13 protein-coding genes are annotated in these 17197 nt (G+C 74.7%); 9 read left to right on the forward strand and 4 right to left on the reverse strand.

Annotated elements, in window-relative coordinates; all coding sequences use genetic code 11:
• Positions 1-111: 111 nt before the first annotated feature.
• Genes ACOACO_RS06090 through ACOACO_RS06105 form a run of 4 tightly spaced genes read right to left on the reverse strand, consistent with a single transcriptional unit; the run spans position 112 to position 5151 of the window.
• Positions 112-1347: an MFS transporter gene (locus ACOACO_RS06090; protein WP_420295345.1), complete on the reverse strand. Its 1236-nt coding sequence runs from the start codon at positions 1345-1347 to the stop codon at positions 112-114.
• Positions 1344-2762, reverse strand: a complete 1419-nt coding sequence (locus ACOACO_RS06095) for a DUF1116 domain-containing protein (RefSeq protein ID WP_420295346.1) — start codon at positions 2760-2762, stop codon at positions 1344-1346. Before ACOACO_RS06095 ends, ACOACO_RS06090 begins: the two co-directional genes overlap by 4 nt.
• Entirely contained in the window at positions 2759-4267 is a 1509-nt protein-coding gene (locus ACOACO_RS06100; protein WP_420295347.1) for an FdrA family protein, read from the reverse strand. Before ACOACO_RS06100 ends, ACOACO_RS06095 begins: the two co-directional genes overlap by 4 nt.
• Positions 4264-5151 carry a DUF2877 domain-containing protein gene (locus ACOACO_RS06105; protein WP_420295348.1) on the reverse strand — a complete coding sequence of 296 codons (888 nt, stop codon included), beginning with the start codon at positions 5149-5151 and terminating at the stop codon, positions 4264-4266. The genes ACOACO_RS06100 and ACOACO_RS06105 overlap by 4 nt, the downstream gene beginning before the upstream one ends.
• A gap of 75 nt (positions 5152-5226) precedes the next feature.
• Here ACOACO_RS06105 and ACOACO_RS06110 point away from each other — a divergent pair, with 75 nt between their 5' ends.
• The 9 genes from ACOACO_RS06110 (at position 5227) to ACOACO_RS06150 (ending at position 17137) form a co-directional block, all read left to right on the forward strand.
• Entirely contained in the window at positions 5227-6993 is a 1767-nt protein-coding gene (locus ACOACO_RS06110) for a PucR family transcriptional regulator (RefSeq protein WP_420295349.1), read from the forward strand.
• 202 nt (positions 6994-7195) lie between these two features.
• On the forward strand, positions 7196-8632 hold the full coding sequence (locus ACOACO_RS06115) for a uracil-xanthine permease family protein (RefSeq protein ID WP_420295350.1): 1437 nt from the start codon (positions 7196-7198) through the stop codon (positions 8630-8632).
• Between the two features lie 90 nt (positions 8633-8722).
• Positions 8723-9643, forward strand: coding sequence for an FAD binding domain-containing protein (locus ACOACO_RS06120; RefSeq protein ID WP_420295351.1), 921 nt, complete (start codon positions 8723-8725; stop codon positions 9641-9643).
• Positions 9640-10233 (forward strand): (2Fe-2S)-binding protein, encoded by a 594-nt coding sequence (locus ACOACO_RS06125; protein ID WP_420295352.1) that lies wholly within the window; start codon positions 9640-9642, stop codon positions 10231-10233. Before ACOACO_RS06120 ends, ACOACO_RS06125 begins: the two co-directional genes overlap by 4 nt.
• Positions 10230-12713: an aerobic carbon-monoxide dehydrogenase large subunit gene (cutA, locus tag ACOACO_RS06130; protein ID WP_420295353.1), complete on the forward strand. Its 2484-nt coding sequence runs from the start codon at positions 10230-10232 to the stop codon at positions 12711-12713. Before ACOACO_RS06125 ends, cutA begins: the two co-directional genes overlap by 4 nt.
• Positions 12710-13417, forward strand: coding sequence for a CoxG family protein (locus ACOACO_RS06135; protein WP_420295354.1), 708 nt, complete (start codon positions 12710-12712; stop codon positions 13415-13417). The genes cutA and ACOACO_RS06135 overlap by 4 nt, the downstream gene beginning before the upstream one ends.
• Positions 13417-14352 carry a carbon-nitrogen hydrolase family protein gene (locus tag ACOACO_RS06140; protein WP_420295355.1) on the forward strand — a complete coding sequence of 312 codons (936 nt, stop codon included), beginning with the start codon at positions 13417-13419 and terminating at the stop codon, positions 14350-14352. Before ACOACO_RS06135 ends, ACOACO_RS06140 begins: the two co-directional genes overlap by 1 nt.
• 105 nt (positions 14353-14457) lie before the next feature.
• Positions 14458-14667 (forward strand): hypothetical protein, encoded by a 210-nt coding sequence (locus tag ACOACO_RS06145; protein ID WP_420295356.1) that lies wholly within the window; start codon positions 14458-14460, stop codon positions 14665-14667.
• 91 nt (positions 14668-14758) lie between these two features.
• Positions 14759-17137, forward strand: a complete 2379-nt coding sequence (locus ACOACO_RS06150) for an ATP-binding cassette domain-containing protein (RefSeq protein WP_420295357.1) — start codon at positions 14759-14761, stop codon at positions 17135-17137.
• Positions 17138-17197: the final 60 nt, after the last annotated feature.

Raw genomic sequence — 17197 nt, forward strand, 5'->3', positions numbered from 1 at the left:
TGAAACCACGCCCGGTCCCCGCCGGGCGGGTGCACGGATCGCGGCGAACGGGCTCGGGAACCGGCCCACGGGGCGGATCAGCGCACGATCGCCGCGATCCGGGCCCGCGGCTCAGCCCCGCTCCACGCCCTCGGCGCCGACGCGGCGGGCGGGGCCGAGGCCGGCGGCGGTCGCGGCCTGGGCCACGGCGACGACGGCGAGCAGCACGAACGGCGGGGTCCACGACCCGGCGGCGTCGTGCAACGCGCCGACGCCGGTGGGGCCGAGGGCGGCGACGAGGTACGACACGAGGAACGCCATGCCCGCGAGCCGGGCCGAGTCGTGCGACGTCGCGGCGTGCTCGACGAGCTGGGTGAGGCCGAGCGTGAAGGCGGCGCCGTTGCCGAACCCGAGCAGCAGCACGACGGCCCACGGCGACCACTCGGGCGCCACGACGAGCGCGACGAGGCCGAGCACGTTGACGACGCCGGCGGCCGCGTAGAGCCCCCGCCGGTCGCGCACCCGGTCGACGGCGAGCGGCACCAGCAGCGCTGCCCCGAGCTGCGCCGCGCTGAACCCGGCGAGGAGGAGGCCGGCGGCGCCGTCGCTCCAGCCGCGGTCGACGTAGGAGGGCGCCACCCACGCGAGCAGCGAGTAGAACATCACCGAGCTGGTCGTCAGGTACGCCGTCACCAGCCAGGCGGTCGGGCTGCGCCACGGCAGCCGGGCGCTGCCGCCCACCGGAGCACCCACCGGACCGCCCGCACCGGCCCCGACCGGACCGGCCTCGGCGACCGCGGCGGCGGCCGGGCGCGCGGTGCCCCGCACGCGCAGCACCCACCACACGGCGCCGACGGCCGCGGGCAGCGCCCACACGCCGAGGGAGACGCGCCACCCGGCGGCGCCGGAGACCGGTACGGCGAGCGCCGCGGCCAGGGTGGCGGTGGTCATCATCGCCGCCATGTAGGCGCCGGTCATCGCGCCCGGGCGCCGCGGGAAGTGGCGCTTGACCGCCCCGGGCAGGAGCGCGCCGACGACGGCGATGCCGGCGCCGGCGACGAACGTGCCGCCGTACAGCAGCGGGACACCGCCCCAGGGCCGCACCGCCGTGCCGACGGCGATCGCGACGGCCCCGACGGTCATGGCCCGGTCGAGCCCCAGACGCACCGCGAGCAGCGTGGCCACCGGGGCGAGGGCCCCCATGCAGAGCACGGGGAGCGCCGTCAGGAGCCCGACGGCCACGCTGCTCAGGCCGAGCGCGCGGTCGAGGTCGCCCACGAGGGGCGGCACGGAGGTGAGGGGCGACCGGGTGCTCGCGGCCACCGCCAGGAGGGCGGCGACGACCGCGAGCCGACCGGTCCGGCTCACCCGAGCGGCGGTGCGGCGTCGGCGAGGGCGGCGATGGCGCCCTCGAAGCACTCCATCGGCGGGGTGACGAGCCCGGCGCCGACCTGGCCGGTCCCGGCGACGCGACCCGCCATGCCCGTGTTGATCTGCGGGAGCACGCCGGACTCGACGACCTTGGTGACGTCGATGCCGGTGGGGGTCCCGCGGAAGTCGAGGATCGGCACGCCGAAGCGCTGGTTCTCGGTGGTCGTGACCTGGTACATCAGGCGCGTCGCGGTCAGCGCGTCGCCGACCTCGCCGCCGATGAACCGCACGATCGCCGGGGCCGCCGCCATGGCGAAGCCGCCGATGCCGGCGGTCTCGGTGATGGCCGAGTCGCCGATGTCGGGGTTGGCGTCCTCGGGGCCGTAGTCGCCGAGGTACATGCCCTCGGGCGTCTGCGCCGGGCCGGTGAACCAGGTGTCGCCGGTGCCGGCGGTCTGGATGCCGAAGTCCGTGCCGTTGCGGGCCATGACGGTCACGACGCTCGAGCCCGGGATGCCGGCGGCGGCGCTCGTGACGAGCTTGCACGCGGGCATGACGAGGTTGAGGAAGAAGTGGTCGTTGCCGCCCACGAACCGCACGACCTCGGCGAGGCGGGCCGGCTCGACGCCGCTCTCGATGACGTCGGGCAGGAGGTCGCGCATGAGCATCAGCGTGCCGGCGCGGTTGCGGTTGTGGCCCTCGTCGCCCATCTGCACCATCTGGGCGATGATCGCGAGCATGTCGAGCTCGACGCCGCGGTCGCGGGCGCGGCGCACGCCGGCCTGCAGCGCCGGGCCGAGCACCTCGCTCATCCAGCGCAGGCGGGTGATGACGTCCTCGCCGTACGCGCCGTAGCGCAGCACCTTGCCGAGGCCCTCGTTGAGCGAGCACCACGACGTGCGGCCGTCGGCGGGGTCGGTCAGCTCGAAGACCCACATGGACGGGCTGACGACGCCGGCCATCGGTCCGACGGCGCCGCGGTGGTGGCACGGCTCCCACGACAGCGAGCCCGAGGCGAGCAGCTGCTCGGCCTCGTCGGGCGTGGACGCGAGGCCCTCGAAGAGCACGGCGCCGATGAGGGCACCGCGCATCGGGCCGGACGCCCGCTCCCAGGTGATGGGCGGGCCGGCGTGGAGGAACTGGCCGGGGGCCAGGCCGAGGGCCTCGCCCGCGGGACGGACGTCGACGAGGTGCGCGCTCGCGGCGAGCATGCGCTCGGCGGCGAGGCGGTTGGCCTCCTCGCGCCGCGCGTCGGCGAGCACGCGGGCCAGGGCGGTCGAGGTGCCCGCCGGCGGCGGGGCCCAGGAGACCTCGGTGACGTCGACGCCCTGCGTGCGCAGCGCGTCGGAGAAGAGGGCGACGCCGGTGGTGACCACCGAGGGCGTGCCGTCGAGCAGGGGGAGGGTGGTCATCGCGTGGCTCCGCTCACGAGGGCGACCGCGTAGCGGGTCGCGTCGGCGTTGGACGAGAAGACGGCGGCACCGGCGGACGCGAGCGCCTCCGCCTGGGCGGCCAGGCCCTGCGGGTCGGCGTCGGTGCCGCACAGGGACACCACGACGGCGAGCTCGCGCCCGCCCTCGCCGGCGGTACGGCGGGCCGCGGCCACCGCGGGCGCCAGCTCCGCCGCCGGGTCGGCGTGGGCTCCGTGGCCGAGCACGACGTCGAGCAGGACGACGCCGGCGGCCGGGTCGGCCGCCTCGTCGGCGAGCCGGGCCAGGCGCAGGCCCGGGTCGATCATCGGGTGGGGACGGCCCTGGGTCAGGGTGTCGTCGCCGAAGTCGATCATCAGGTGCCCGTCGTGGCGCAGGTCGCCCGGCAGGGCGAGCTCGGGCCGCAGCGGGATGTTGGAGCGGATGTCGCCGAGCGTCTCCTCGGCGATGAGCATCGACTCGTCGCACAGGGTGCCGCCGGCGAACAGGCCGCGCAGGTGGCCGGTGACCGCGGGCGCCTCGGCGGGCACGCCCCACGTGGGCCAGGTCGGCACCTCGGCGCCGAGCGCGGTGAGCACGCCCTCCACGCCCGCGGTGATCGTGGGCTGGCCGGGGCCGAGCAGCACGAAGTGGACGGGCTTGGACAGGGTGCCGGCGTGCTCGCGCAGGTCGCGGGCCACGTCCGGGTGCGGGGGCTTCGAGACGACGACGATCACCTCGGTGCCCTCGTCGGCGTCGAGCGCCGCCAGGGCCGCGCGGGCCGAGCGGCCGCCGACGGCCTCGGAGAGGTCGCGCCCGCCCAGGCCGAGGCAGTGGGAGACGCCGACGCCCGCGGTGTGCAGCAGGCTGGTGAACTGCTGCGCGCCGGTGCCGGACGCGGCGGCGATGCCGACGGGGCCGCGGCGCAGCACGTTGGCGAAGCCCAGGCCGACACCGCCGACGACGGCGGTGCCGCAGTCGGGACCCATGACGAGGAGGCCACGCTCGGCGGCCAGGTCCTTGAGGCGGACCTCCTGCTCGACCGGCACGTTGTCGCTGAACAGCAGCACCGAGGCGCCCTCCTCGAGGGCGCCGAGGGCCTCGGCGAACGCGTGCTCGCCGGGCACCGAGATGACGGCCAGCGACGCCTGCGTGCGCTCCACGGCCCAGCGGGTGGTGCGGGCCTCGGGCTCGCCGCCGAACCCGCCGGCGCCGGTGCTGGTGCCGATCGCGGCGACCGCCTGCTCGACCGCCGCGAGGGCGGCGGCGACCGCGTCCTCGTCGCGGGCGGCGATGGCCACGACCATGTCGTTGGGGCCGGTGCCCTCGGGGATCTCGAAGCCCATGCCGGTCAGCACGTCGAGGTTGAGCTCGGTGGCCATCGCCACCTGGGCCTTGTCGACCCCCTCGACCGCCGCGACGGTCGCGGAGACCTGCATGAGCGAGACGGAGTCGACGTAGCGACCTCGTCTCGTCTCGACGTGGTGGACGCCGGTCGTCGCGGTCATGCGCAGTTCCTCTCGGTGGACGGCAGGGGGGTGGTGCGTTCGTGGGTGGGGCCGGCGGCGGGGGGCGCCGCGACCGCGGTCAGCCCGGCGCGCAGGCCCGCGGCCAGGTCGGCGCCGGAGGTGTGCCCGAGGGCGAGCAGCCCGTCGAGGGCGGCCTCGAGCTCGCCCAGCTCGACGTGGTCGGCGAGCAGGGCCTCGACCGCGCGGCGTACCGGGGCAGCGGCGCGCCCCTCGCCCGCGGCCCGCAGCAGCAGCACCGACGGCGTGGTCGTGCGGCCCTCGGCGCGCTCCAGCAGGGTCGCGACCGCCTCGTCGGTGCCGCGCGTGCCGAGCAGGCGGTGCACGAGCAGGGCGCCGGCGCACAGGTCGTCGCCGGACGGGGTGAGGCCCGGCCCGCGGCCGAGCAGCGCGGGCGCGTCGACGCACAGGGCCTCGGGGGTCGCGCGGTCGCCGGTCCAGCGGTGGGCCGCGACGGCGTGGGGGTCGGTCGGGAGCGGCCGGAGGGCCAGGCGGTCGAGGGCGCGGGCGGCGAGGGCGCGGGGCGTCCCGGTCGCGTGGTCGGGCACGGCGACGCGGCTGTCCGCGGCCACGCGCACCCGCACCTCGTGCGGACCGCAGGAGAGGAGACCGCCGCCGAGCAGCACCGGCCGGCCGCCGCGCACGTGGGAGGCGAGCACCGCCGTCCACGAGCGGTGGGGCGGCAGGACCAGCGCGTCCGGCACGGCGACACCTCCGTGGTCGACGACCGCGCACACGGCCCCGCCGCGGCGGTCCGCCTCACCGAGGTACGCCGCCGCGCGGGCCGCGACGAGCACGCGGAGCGGGCGGGGCGGGCCCGCGACCCGGCCCGCCAGGGCGAGGTCGGCGGTCGCGGCGGAGGTCACCCGTCGGACGCTAGCCGGGACGGGTACGGTCCCCCCATGTACGAAAGTGCCAAGGATCACAGCGAGTCTTCGCAGATGTTCCCAACCCCCTTCGACCGTCCGGTCGAGGAGTCGTGGGACTACGGCATCTCGGTGGCGGAGATGACCGAGCTGGCGGAGCTGGCGGGCACGACGTGCGTGGCGGGCGCCGCCGGGCTGGGGCGCCGCATCGAGCGGCTCAACGTCATGGAGGTGCCCGACATCGCTCCGTGGGTGCGCGAGCGCGAGCTGCTGCTGACGACGGGGTACCCGTTGCGCGGGAACCCCGAGGCCCTCGTCGACCTCGTGGCCGCGCTCGACGAGCGCGGCGCCGCCGGCCTCGTGGTGAAGCTGGGCCGCTACCTCGAGTCGCTGCCGGCCGCCGTCCTGGCCGAGGCCGACCGGCGCGCCTTCCCGGTGCTGACCCTGCCCGACCTCGGCTTCGACGAGGTGCTCACCGTCGTGCTGTCGGAGGTGCTCGACCGCCAGAGCGTGCTGCTCGCGCGCTCCGAGCGCCTCCACCACGAGCTGCTGCAGCGGATCGTGGCGGGGGAGGGTCTGGCCGAGGTCGCCGACCACGTGTCGCGCCTGGTGCGTGCCCGCATCCTCGTCACCACCGCCGACGGCCGCGTGCTCGTCGAGACCGACCGCTCGAGCGAGGTCGACGTCGCGACCGCGCCGGACGCCTTCGACGACGGCCTCGAGCGCGACCCCACGGGCCGGGTGCGCGTGGAGGACCTCTCCTACGGCTTCAGCGACGGCGGCGGGCGGCAGCGGATCGTCGTGCCGGTCGTCGCCGGTCGGCACGACCACGGGCGCATGGTCGCCACCGCCACCGTCCACCCCTTGTCGCGCAGCGACGAGCACGCGCTGCAGCGGGCCGCGACCGTGGTGGCGCTCAGCATCACCAAGCAGCGCGAGCTGGCGGCGGTCGAGAGCAAGTACGAGGGCGACTTCCTGCGCGACGTGCTCGCCGGCACGGCGGGCCCGCGCGACGAGGTGGTCGCGCACGCCGGGATGCTCGGCTGGGACTTCGACCGGCCCATGGTGGTCGTCGTCGCGCAGCACGACGAGCCGGCCCCGCCGTACCGCCCCGCCGACGGGCTCCAGCCGCCGCAGGACCGGTTCTCGGCCGCGTGGCGCTCCGTGGTGCGCACCCACGACCCCGGGGCCGCCGTGGTGAGCCTCAGCGACGAGGTCGTCGCCGTCGTGGGTCTCGACCCCTCCCGGGCCGGCGAGGTCGAGGGGTTCGTGCGCCCCTTCGTGACCCGCGTCAGCGGCGACGGGGGCGGTGGGCGGCGGACGTTCTGCACGGGCCTGTCCCGCGTGTTCACCGACGTCGACGGACTGCCCGCGGCCTACGAGCAGGCCCGCAGCGCCGTGCGGGTGGGGCGCTGGCTCCAGGGCCCGGGGGCGCTCGCGCACTTCGACTCCCTCGGGGTGCACCGGCTGCTGAGCCTGGTCTCCGACCCGGACGAGCTCACCGGCTTCGTGCGCGACACCCTCGGCGAGCTCGCCGGCGACGGCGCGGAGAACGAGGACCTGCGCACGACGCTGCAGGCGCTGCTCGACCACAACCTCAACGTGGCCGAGACCGCGCGCCACCTGCTCTTCCACTACAACACCCTGCGCTACCGCATCTCGAAGCTGGAACGCATGATCGGGCCGTTCACCACCGACGCCCACCTGCGCCTCAACGTCGCCGTCGCCCTGCAGGCGCTCAAGCTGCGCACGGCGACGGGCCGCGAGCCGGGCGCCGAGCAGGCCCACCCGAGGGCCCGTGACGGGGGTACCCCGGGTGAACACCACCGGTCCTCCCGGTGACCACCATCACGCGCCGTTCGCAGATGTCCACAACGCCTGGGGGTCGACGCTGGCAGACACTGATGACGACGTGCCCGGTCGCTCTCCGTAGGCTCGGCGTCGCCGCGCGTGTGGCAGAGGCCACAACCCGCGTCGAACGACACGGCTGAGCGGGCCACTCCTGGACACGCTTCGCGTGCCAGCCCGAGAGGAGACAAGCAAGATGGCCTTGAAGTGGAAGCTGTACGAAGGGGGTGCCACCCCGCCACCGGGGGCGGTCGTGGCACCGGACGAGCGGCTGTCCTGGCCCCGGACCATCGGGCTGGGTGCGCAGCACGTCGTCGCGATGTTCGGGGCGACGTTCGTCTTCCCGATCATCATGGGGCTGAACCCGCAGCTCGCGGTCCTCATGTCGGGCATCGCGACGATCCTGTTCCTGCTGATCGTCAACGACAAGATCCCGTCCTACCTGGGCACCAGCGCCGCGTTCGTCGCGGCTGCCGGCGCCATCCGGGCGCAGGGCGGTGAGAGCTCCGACGTGACCGGGGCGATCCTCGTCGCCGGCCTGCTCCTCGTCGTCATCGGCATCGGCGTCCACCTGGTCGGCGGCTCGATGATCAACCGCGTGCTCCCGCCGGCCGTGACCGGCGCGGTCGTCATGCTCATCGGCTTCAACCTGGCGCCCGTCGTGGCGGACCTCTACTGGCCCGCGGACCAGTGGGTGGCGGTCTCCACGATGATCTTCGTCATCGTCGTCTCCGTCGTCGTGCGCGGCTTCCTGTCGCGGATCGCGGTGCTCCTCGGCCTCGTCTTCGGCACGGCGCTGTCCTGGGTCCTCGACGTCGTCGCGGGCCCGCTGGCCGGTGCCGACGGCACCGAGGCCGACCGCGTGAACTTCGGCGCCGTCGGCGACGCCGCGTGGATCGGCCTGCCGGAGAGCATCACGCAGGCGGACGGGACCGTCCTGTCGGGCGCCCACCTGCCGAGCTTCAGCGCGACCTTCATCCTCCTCATCGTCCCGGGCGTCATCGCGCTCGTGGCGGAGAACGCCGGCCACGTGAAGGCCGTCGAGGAGATGACGAACCGCAACCTCAACCCCTACATGGGCCGCGCCTTCATCGGCGACGGCGTGGGCACCGCGCTCGCCGGCTTCGTGGGCGGCTCGCCGACCACGACGTACGCCGAGAACATCGGCGTCATGGCGGCGACCCGGGTCTACTCCACCGCCGCCTACTACGTGGCCGCGCTGGTCGCGATCGTCTTCGGCTTCTCGCCGAAGTTCGGTGCCGCCGTCTCGGCCGTCCCCAGCGGCGTCCTCGGCGGCATCACCGTGGTCCTGTACGGGATGATCGGGCTCCTCGGCGCCAAGATCTGGGTCGACAACCGCGTCGACTTCGGCAACCCCGTCAACCTGGTCCCGCTCGCGGCCGGCCTCGTCATCGGCATCGGCGACGTCTCGCTGAAGTTCAGCGACGACTTCTCCGTCACCGGCATCGCGCTGGGCACGATCGTCACGATCGTGGCCTACCACGCGGTGCGGGCGGCCGCCCCGGCGCGGCTCCGGGAGGCCGGGCCCGTCGAGCGGGTCGGCGGCCCGGGCTCGCCGGACGCGCCGGGCTCGCCGGGCCACCGTGGCCCGGGAGGCCCCGCGGCGCACTGACCGGACCGGCCGCACCTGGCCGGAACGCCACCGTCACACCTCCGGGGAGGCCCGCCGCACGGCGGGTCTCCCCTCACGGACAGGGAGAGCATGAAGACCTCCAAGTTCACCTACCACGCCCCCCGCACGGTCGCCGAGGCCCTGGAGACGCTCGCCGAGCACTCCGTGGACGCCAAGGTGCTCGCGGGCGGCCAGAGCCTGGTGCCCGTCATGGCCATGCGCCTGGCCGCGCCGGCGCACCTGGTCGACATCAACAAGCTGACGCCCGAGCTGGGCGACCTCGAGGTCACCGACGACGGCGTCCGCGTCGGCGCCCTGGTGCGCCACGCGCGCCTCGAGCGCGACGCCGAGACCGCGGTCCGGGTCCCCCTCGTGGGCCAGGCCCTGCGCCACGTCGCGCACCCCACCATCCGCAACCGCGGCACCACCGTCGGCAGCCTCGCGCACGCCGACCCCTCGGCCGAGATGCCCGTCGTGCTCGCGCTCCTGGGCGGCCAGGTCGTGGCCCGCTCCGTGCGCGGCGAGCGCACCATCGACGCCGCCGACTTCTTCGTCGGCCCCATGGAGTCCGTCCTGGGGTACGACGAGCTCGCCGTCTCCGCCTTCTTCCCGGCGGTGCCCGGCCGCGCCGGCACCGCCTTCGACGAGATCACCCGGCGCCACGGCGACTACGCGATGTGCGGCCTGGCCGTCGTCGCCGAGCTCGACGAGGCCGACCGGTTCACCTCCCTGCGCCTGTCGTTCGTCTCGGTGAGCGACGTGCCGGAGGTCGTCGACCTGACCGGGGCCGTCGCGGGCACGACGTACGACGACGTGGACTACCCGGCGCTCGGTGACCGGGTGCGCGAGCTGATCGACCCCGCGGGGGACCTGCACGCCAGTGCGGACTTCCGCCGCCACCTGGCCGCGGTGCTGACGCAGCGCCTGGCCCGGGAGGCCGCCGAGCGGGCGGCCGGGCAGGCACCGGAGCACGCGGGCACCGCACCGACGACGCGAGGAGGACGGGCATGACGAGCACCAGCCACGGCACGGGCCAGGTCGGCGAGCAGCACGCGGAGATCCGCGTGAAGGTCAACGGGGTGCCGCGCCGCTTCGACGTGCCCGTGCGCCGCACGCTCTGCGACGCCCTGCGCACCGACCTCGAGCTCACCGGCACCCACGTCGGCTGCGAGCACGGCGTCTGCGGCGCCTGCACGGTGCTGCTGGACGGCGAGCCCGTCCGCAGCTGCCTGATGCTCGCCGTCTCCGCCGACGAGCACGAGGTGACCACCGTCGAGGGCCTCACCGAGCCCGACGGCACCCTCAGCCCCACGCAGCAGGCGTTCGTGGACTGCCACGGCCTGCAGTGCGGCTTCTGCACCCCCGGCTTCCTCACCACGATCAGCGCGTTCGTGGCGGAGAACCCCGACCCGACGCCCGAGGAGGCCCGCGAGGCCATCGGCGGCAACCTGTGCCGCTGCACGGGCTACCAGAACATCGTCGCCTCGGTGCTGCGCGCCGCCGAGCTCACCCGCGAGCGCGCGGCGGGCGACGCCCCGGCCGCCGACCGCGGCCCACGGCCCGACGCCCCCGCCGCCGCGACGCAGGGCGGTGCCCAGTGACCACGCGTGGCTTCGGCGAGCCCGTCAAGCGGGTCGAGGACCCCCGGCTCGTCACCGGCAAGGGCCGGTACGTCGACGACATCGGCGACGACCGGACGCTCCACGCCGCCTTCGTCCGCAGCCCGCACGCCCGGGCGCGGATCCGCGACATCGACCCGTTCGAGGCCTACGAGGTGGACGGCGTCGTCGCCGTCTACACGTGGGACGACCTCGCGGGCCCGGCCGCGGAGCCGCTGCCGCTGCTCATCCCGCACCCCGACCTCACCCACCCGCGCACCGGCTACGCCCTGGCGCGCGACGCGGTGAACCACGTCGGCGAGGCCGTGGCGATGGTGGTCGCCCGCGACCGCTACGTCGCGGAGGACGCCGTCGCGCTGGTCAAGGTCGACTACGAGGTGCTCAAGCCCGTCGTCGGCCTGCGCAAGGCGGCGGCCGCCGAGGAGCTCGTGTACGACGACGTGCCCGGCAACGCCGCGGCCGTCTCCACCCAGTCGTACGGCGACGCCGCGTCCGCCGTGGCGCAGGCCCCGCACCGGCTCACCTTCGAGTGGGACATCGAGCGCAGCGCCTGCATGCCGATGGAGGGCAAGGGCGTCCACGCGCGCTGGGACCGGCACGAGGGGAAGCTGACGCTCTGGACGGCGACGCAGACGTCGACCGGCGTGCGCGGCGCGGTCTCGGCCAAGCTGGGCCTCGACCTCACCCAGGTCGACGTCATCACGCCCGACGTGGGCGGCGGCTTCGGCGTGAAGATCGTGCACCCGTGGCCCGAGGAGATCATGGTCCCCTGGGCGTCGATGCGGCTCGGGCGCGACGTGAAGTGGACCGAGGACCGCCGCGAGCACTTCGTCTCCAGCGCCCACGAGCGCGCCCAGCTGCTCACCGTGGACGTCGGGTTCGACGACGAGGGCCGCGTGCTGGGCATGGAGGTCGACATCCTCCACGACCACGGCGCCTACATCCCCTACGGCCTCATCGTGCCGATCAACGCCTCCACGCAGCTGCTCGGGCCGTACAAGCCGGGTGCCTACCGCGTGACGTTCACGAGCCTCTACACGAACACCGTGCTGGTGACGCCGTACCGCGGCGCCGGCCGCCCGCAGGGCGTGTACGCGATGGAGCGCACGATGGACCGCATCGCGCAGTACCTCGGCAAGGACCGGCTCGCGGTGCGCGAGGCGAACTTCATCCAGCCCGACGAGTTCCCGGTCGACTTCGGCCTCATGTTCCAGGACGGCCGGCCGCTGAAGTACGACTCCGGCAACTACCCGGGCCTGGCCGACAAGCTGCGCGCGCTGGTCGGCTGGGACGAGTTCGAGGAGTTCCGCGCCCAGGCGCGCTCCGAGGGCCGGCGCGTCGGCATCGGCCTCGGGTTCTACGTCGAGGGCACCGGTCCCGGCCCCTACGAGGGCGGGCACGTGCAGGTGCTGACGTCGGGCAAGGTCAAGGTCGCCACGGGCATCACCTCGCAGGGCCAGGGCCACCAGACCGCCTTCGCCCAGATCGTCGCGACCGAGCTCGGCGTCCCGTTCGAGGACGTCATCGTCACCACCGGCGACACCCGCCGCTTCGGCTACTCGGTGGGCACGTTCGCCTCCCGCGGCGCCGTGATGAGCGGCAGCGCGATCGCGCTCGCGGCCCGCAAGGTGCGCGACCGCACGCTGCAGCTGGCGGCGGACGCGCTCGAGGCGGACCCGGGCGACCTCGAGATCGTCGAGGGCCAGGTGCAGGTCAAGGGCGACCCGTCGACGGCCGTCGGCATCGGCACCGTCGCGGTGCTGTCGAACCCGCTGCGCTACGCCTTCGACGAGGCGAGCAAGGCGGCGACGCAGTTCAGCGGCGGGCCGGTCGACTACTCGCAGCCGCCGATCACGCCGGGGGACAAGCCGGGCCTCGACGAGACCGACTACTACTCCCCGCCGGCGTCGACCTTCGCGGCCGGCGCGCACGCCGTGATCGTGGAGACCGACCCGGACACGGCCGAGATCCACATCCTGAAGTACGCCGTCGTCCACGACTGCGGCCGCATGGTCAACCCCCGCATCGTCGAGGGCCAGATCCACGGCGGCGTCGCGCAGGGCGTCGGCGGCGCGCTCTACGAGGTCATGGCGTACGACGACGCGGGGCAGCTCGCGAACGCGTCGTTCATGGACTTCCTCATGCCCTACGTCTCCGAGGTGCCGACCAGCATCGAGATCGACCACCTGGAGACGCCGTCCCCCCTCAACCCGCTCGGCATCAAAGGCGCGGGCGAGGCGGGGGTCATCCCGACGAGCGCCGCGATCGCGGCCGCCATCGAGGACGCGGAGGGCATCCCGATCGTGCGGATGCCGATCTCGCCCTCGGAGCTGTTCGACCTGCGCCGCGCCGCGGCGTACCCCGAGCCGGTGGTCAACACCATGCCGGGCACGGCGAGCACCCGGTGGGTGGACCCGGCGTCCCTCCCCGCAGCACCGACAGAGAGTGAGGACCGACCGTGAAGGTCACCGGCGAGGCCACCCTGACCAGCGACATCGACGCCCTGTGGGCGGCGTTCAACGACCCCGAGGTGCTGGTCGCGACCATCCCCGGCTGCCAGCGGCTGGAGGCGGTGGCGGAGGACTCCTACCGGATGACCATCAGCGCCGGCGTCGCCGCCATCCGCGGCACCTACGAGGGCGAGGTCCACCTCAAGGACAAGCGCGAGCCGGCCTACCTCAAGATGGTCGCGACCGGCGCCGGCGGCCCGGGCACCATCCAGGTCGAGGTCGACGTCGACATGGAGACCCAGGGCGAGGGCACCCTCATCCGCTTCGTCGCGGACGCCGTCGTCGGCGGCATGATCGGCGGCGTCAGCCAGCGCATGCTCGCCTCGGTCGGCAAGCGCCTGGCCGCCGAGTTCTTCAAGGCCGTCGACGACCACCTGCAGAACGGCCCGGCCACCGGTCCGACCGTGGGAGCGATCAGCGCGACCGACCAGTCGCCGGAGGAGACCCGCGAGGGCGGGGCGGCCGGCGCCGCCCCCGTCGCCGCCGGCTCGGCCGAGGCGCCGCGCACCTTCTCCCGGCCCGGCGCCCCCGCCCCGTCGGCGTCCGCGGCGGGCGGTGGCTCCTCGGAGCAGTTCCTCAAGGGTGCCCTGACGGGCGCGGGCCTCGTGCTCGTCGGCGTCGTCGTCGGCTCGCTGCTCGGACGGAGGGCCCGCTGATGCGCGACGTGACCGTGGCCGCCGTCCAGGTGGCGCCGGACCACCGGCCGCTCAGCGTCGAGACGGTCGCCGGCAACACCGAGCGCGCCCTCGACTGGGTGGAGCGGGCCGTCGAGGCGACGGGCGCCGAGCTCGTCGTCCTGCCCGAGACGGTCACGACCGGCTTCGGCCCCGCGATGGGCCCCGACGAGCTGTGGGACCTGCTGCAGGCGGCCCCGGGGGCGGGCACCGCGCCGTACACGGAGCTCGCGCAGCGGTTCGGCATCCACCTCGTGTGGGGCGCCTACGAGCCCGGCGAGCAGCGCGGCGTCGTCTACAACGCCGCCCACCTCGCGGGCCCCGACGGCACGGTGCTGGGGACCTACCACAAGACCCACCCCTTCTGCAGCGAGGACGTCAACCGCGGCGGCTGGGTGACCCCCGGCGAGCACGTCACGGTGGTCGAGACCGAGATCGGCACCATCGGCCTCATCATCTGCTTCGACGGCGACTACCCGGAGCTGTCGCGCATCAACGCGGTCAAGGGCGCCGAGATCATCGCGCGCCCCTCGGCCCTGCTGCGCAGCGCCGACCTGTGGGAGCTGACGACCCGCGCCCGGGCCTACGACAACCACGTGTACGTCGTCGGCACCAACGCCACGGGCCTCGACCCGGCGGGCTCGCCGTACTTCGGCAACTCGATGATCGTGACCCCGATCGCCGAGGTCGTGGCGCGCGCCGCCAGCCACGAGTGCTGGGTCAGCGCCCGCCTGACGCCCGCCACGGCCATGGCGTCGCTGACGCCCGGCTCGAGCGTCCCGCAGCGCTGGGACCACCTCGACGAGCGGAACCTGGCGCTGCTGGCGAACTACGCCGAGGAGCTGGCGGGGCCGGCGCGCACGCCGTTCCCGCACGCGGCGCACGAGCCGCCGCCGAGCAGCACCACCGGCGCCTGAGGCGCCCGGGACCCGCACGACCCGCACGACCCGTCGTCCCCGTCGTCCCCGTCGACCGATCTAGGATCGGGCGGCGGGGACGACCCCGTTCGAGGGAGGTGGGACGTGTACGGCGACGTGGAGCCCTGCGCCGAGTGCGGCGCGGCGGTGCGGCTGCGGCCGCACGAGCCCGACCGGGAGACGGGCGACGGGCCGGTCGGCCCCGAGGACGGTGTGGTCGGGGGAGCGGACCCGACGGTGGACGAGCGGGTGTGCACCAACGACGCGTGCCCCACGAACCACCGCGCCCCGGGCGAGGGCGCGCCCCGGCCCTGACCCCCGGCCCTGACCCCCGGGCGGCGGACACGCGGACGGTGTCGGCGGGGGCCGACATACTGCTCCCCGGACCGCCGCACCGAGGAGAGACATGAGCGCGAGCACGCCCACCGCCACGCCCCACCCGGCCGACACCCACGACCTGATCCGGGTCGTCGGCGCGCGGGAGAACAACCTGAGGGACGTGCACGTCGAGCTGCCCAAGCGGCGCCTCACGGTCTTCACGGGCGTCTCGGGCTCGGGCAAGAGCTCCCTGGTCTTCGCGACCATCGCCGCGGAGTCGCAGCGGATGATCAACGAGACCTACAGCTCGTTCGTGCAGGGCTTCATGCCCAGCCAGACCCGGCCCGACGTCGACGTGCTCGAGGGCCTGACGACCGCGATCATCGTGGACCAGGAGCGGATGGGCGCGAACCCGCGCTCCACGGTGGGCACGGCCACGGACGCGAACGCGATGCTCCGCATCCTCTTCAGCCGCCTGGGCCGCCCCCACGTCGGCCCGCCGCAGGCGTTCTCCTTCAACGTCGCCTCCGTCAGCGGCGCCGGCGCGATCACGACCACCAAGGGCGGCCGCGAGACGAAGGAGCGCCGCAGCTTCAGCGTGCTCGGCGGGATGTGCCCGGGCTGCGAGGGCCGCGGGCAGGTCAACGACATCGACCTGTCGGCGTTGTACGACGCGTCGAAGTCCCTCGACGAGGGCGCGCTGACCATCCCGGGCTACTCGATGGACGGCTGGCAGGGCCGCATCCTGCGGGGCTGCGGCTGGTTCGACACCACCAAGCCGATCGCCGAGTTCACCGACCGCGAGCTCGACGACCTCCTTCACAAGGAGGCGACCAAGATCAAGGTCGACGGCATCAACCTGACCTACCTCGGGCTGGTCCCGCAGATCCGCAAGTCGTTCCTGTCGAAGGACCGCGAGGCCATGCAGCCCCACGTGCGGGCCTTCGTCGACCGCGCCGTCACCTTCACGACGTGCCCGGCGTGCGCCGGCACCCGGCTCACCGAGGAGGCCCGCTCGTCGCTCATCGGGGGCGTGAGCATCGCCGACGCGTGCGCGATGCAGATCAGCGACCTGGCGGCGTGGGTGCGCGGCCTCGACGAGCCGTCCGTCGCGCCGCTGCTCGGGGCGCTCGGCGACACCCTCGACTCGTTCGTGGCCATCGGCCTGGGCTACCTCTCGCTCGACCGCCCGGCCGGCACGCTGTCCGGCGGGGAGGCGCAGCGCACCAAGATGATCCGCCACCTCGGCTCGTCGCTCACCGACGTGACCTACGTCTTCGACGAGCCCACGATCGGCCTGCACCCGCACGACATCCAGAGCATGAACGAGCTGCTGCTCCAGCTGCGGGACAAGGGCAACACCGTCCTCGTGGTCGAGCACAAGCCGGAGACCATCGCCATCGCCGACCACGTCGTCGACCTCGGCCCCGCGGCGGGCTCGGGCGGCGGGCACATCGTGTTCGAGGGCACGGTCGAGGGACTGCGCGCCAGCGGCACGCTGACCGGCCGCCACCTCGACGACCGCGTCAGGCTCAAGGAGTCGGTCCGCACCCCGACGGGCCGGCTCGAGGTCCGTGGCGCCTGCGCCCACAACCTGCGCTCGGTCGACGTGGACGTGCCGCTGGGCGTGCTCACCGTCGTCACGGGCGTCGCCGGGTCCGGCAAGAGCTCGCTCGTCCACGGCTCGGTGGCGGGACGCGACGGCGTCGTGGTGCTCGACCAGGGCGCCATCAAGGGGTCGCGGCGCAGCAACCCCGCGACGTACACGGGGCTGCTCGAGCCGATCCGCAAGGCCTTCGCGAAGGCGAACGGGGTGAAGCCGGCGCTCTTCAGCGCCAACTCCGAGGGCGCGTGCCCGGCCTGCAACGGGGCGGGCGTGATCTACACCGACCTGGGCCCGATGGCCACGGTGTCGTCGCCCTGCGAGGTCTGCGAGGGGCGGCGCTTCTCCGCCGAGGTGCTGGAGCACGAGCTGGGCGGCCGCAACATCGCCGACGTGCTGGCCCTGCCGGTGACCGAGGCGGAGGCGTTCTTCCGCGAGGGCGACGCCCGCCTGCCGGCCGCCCACCGCATCCTCACCCACCTCGCCGACGTGGGGCTGGGCTACCTCACGCTCGGGCAGCCGCTGAGCACGCTGTCGGGCGGCGAGCGCCAGCGCATCAAGCTGGCGACACGGATGGGGGAGGAGGGCGGCACCTTCGTCCTCGACGAGCCGACGACGGGCCTGCACCTCGCCGACGTGGAGCAGCTGCTGGGGCTGCTCGACCGCCTCGTCGACGCCGGGCGCAGCGTGATCGTCATCGAGCACCACCAGGCGGTGATGGCGCACGCCGACTGGATCATCGACCTCGGTCCGGGCGCCGGCCACGACGGCGGCCGCGTCGTCTTCGAGGGCACGCCCGCCGACCTCGTGGCGGCGCGGTCGACGCTGACCGGGCGGCACCTCGCGGAGTACGTCGGCGCCTGAGGCCGCGCGCCGTGCCCGGCTCGCGGTCCGGCGGGGCGCGGTGGGGTGCGGCGACGCGAG

It is taken from the genome of Nocardioides sp. CPCC 205120 (genome assembly GCF_048654585.1).
GTDB lineage: Bacteria > Actinomycetota > Actinomycetes > Propionibacteriales > Nocardioidaceae > Nocardioides.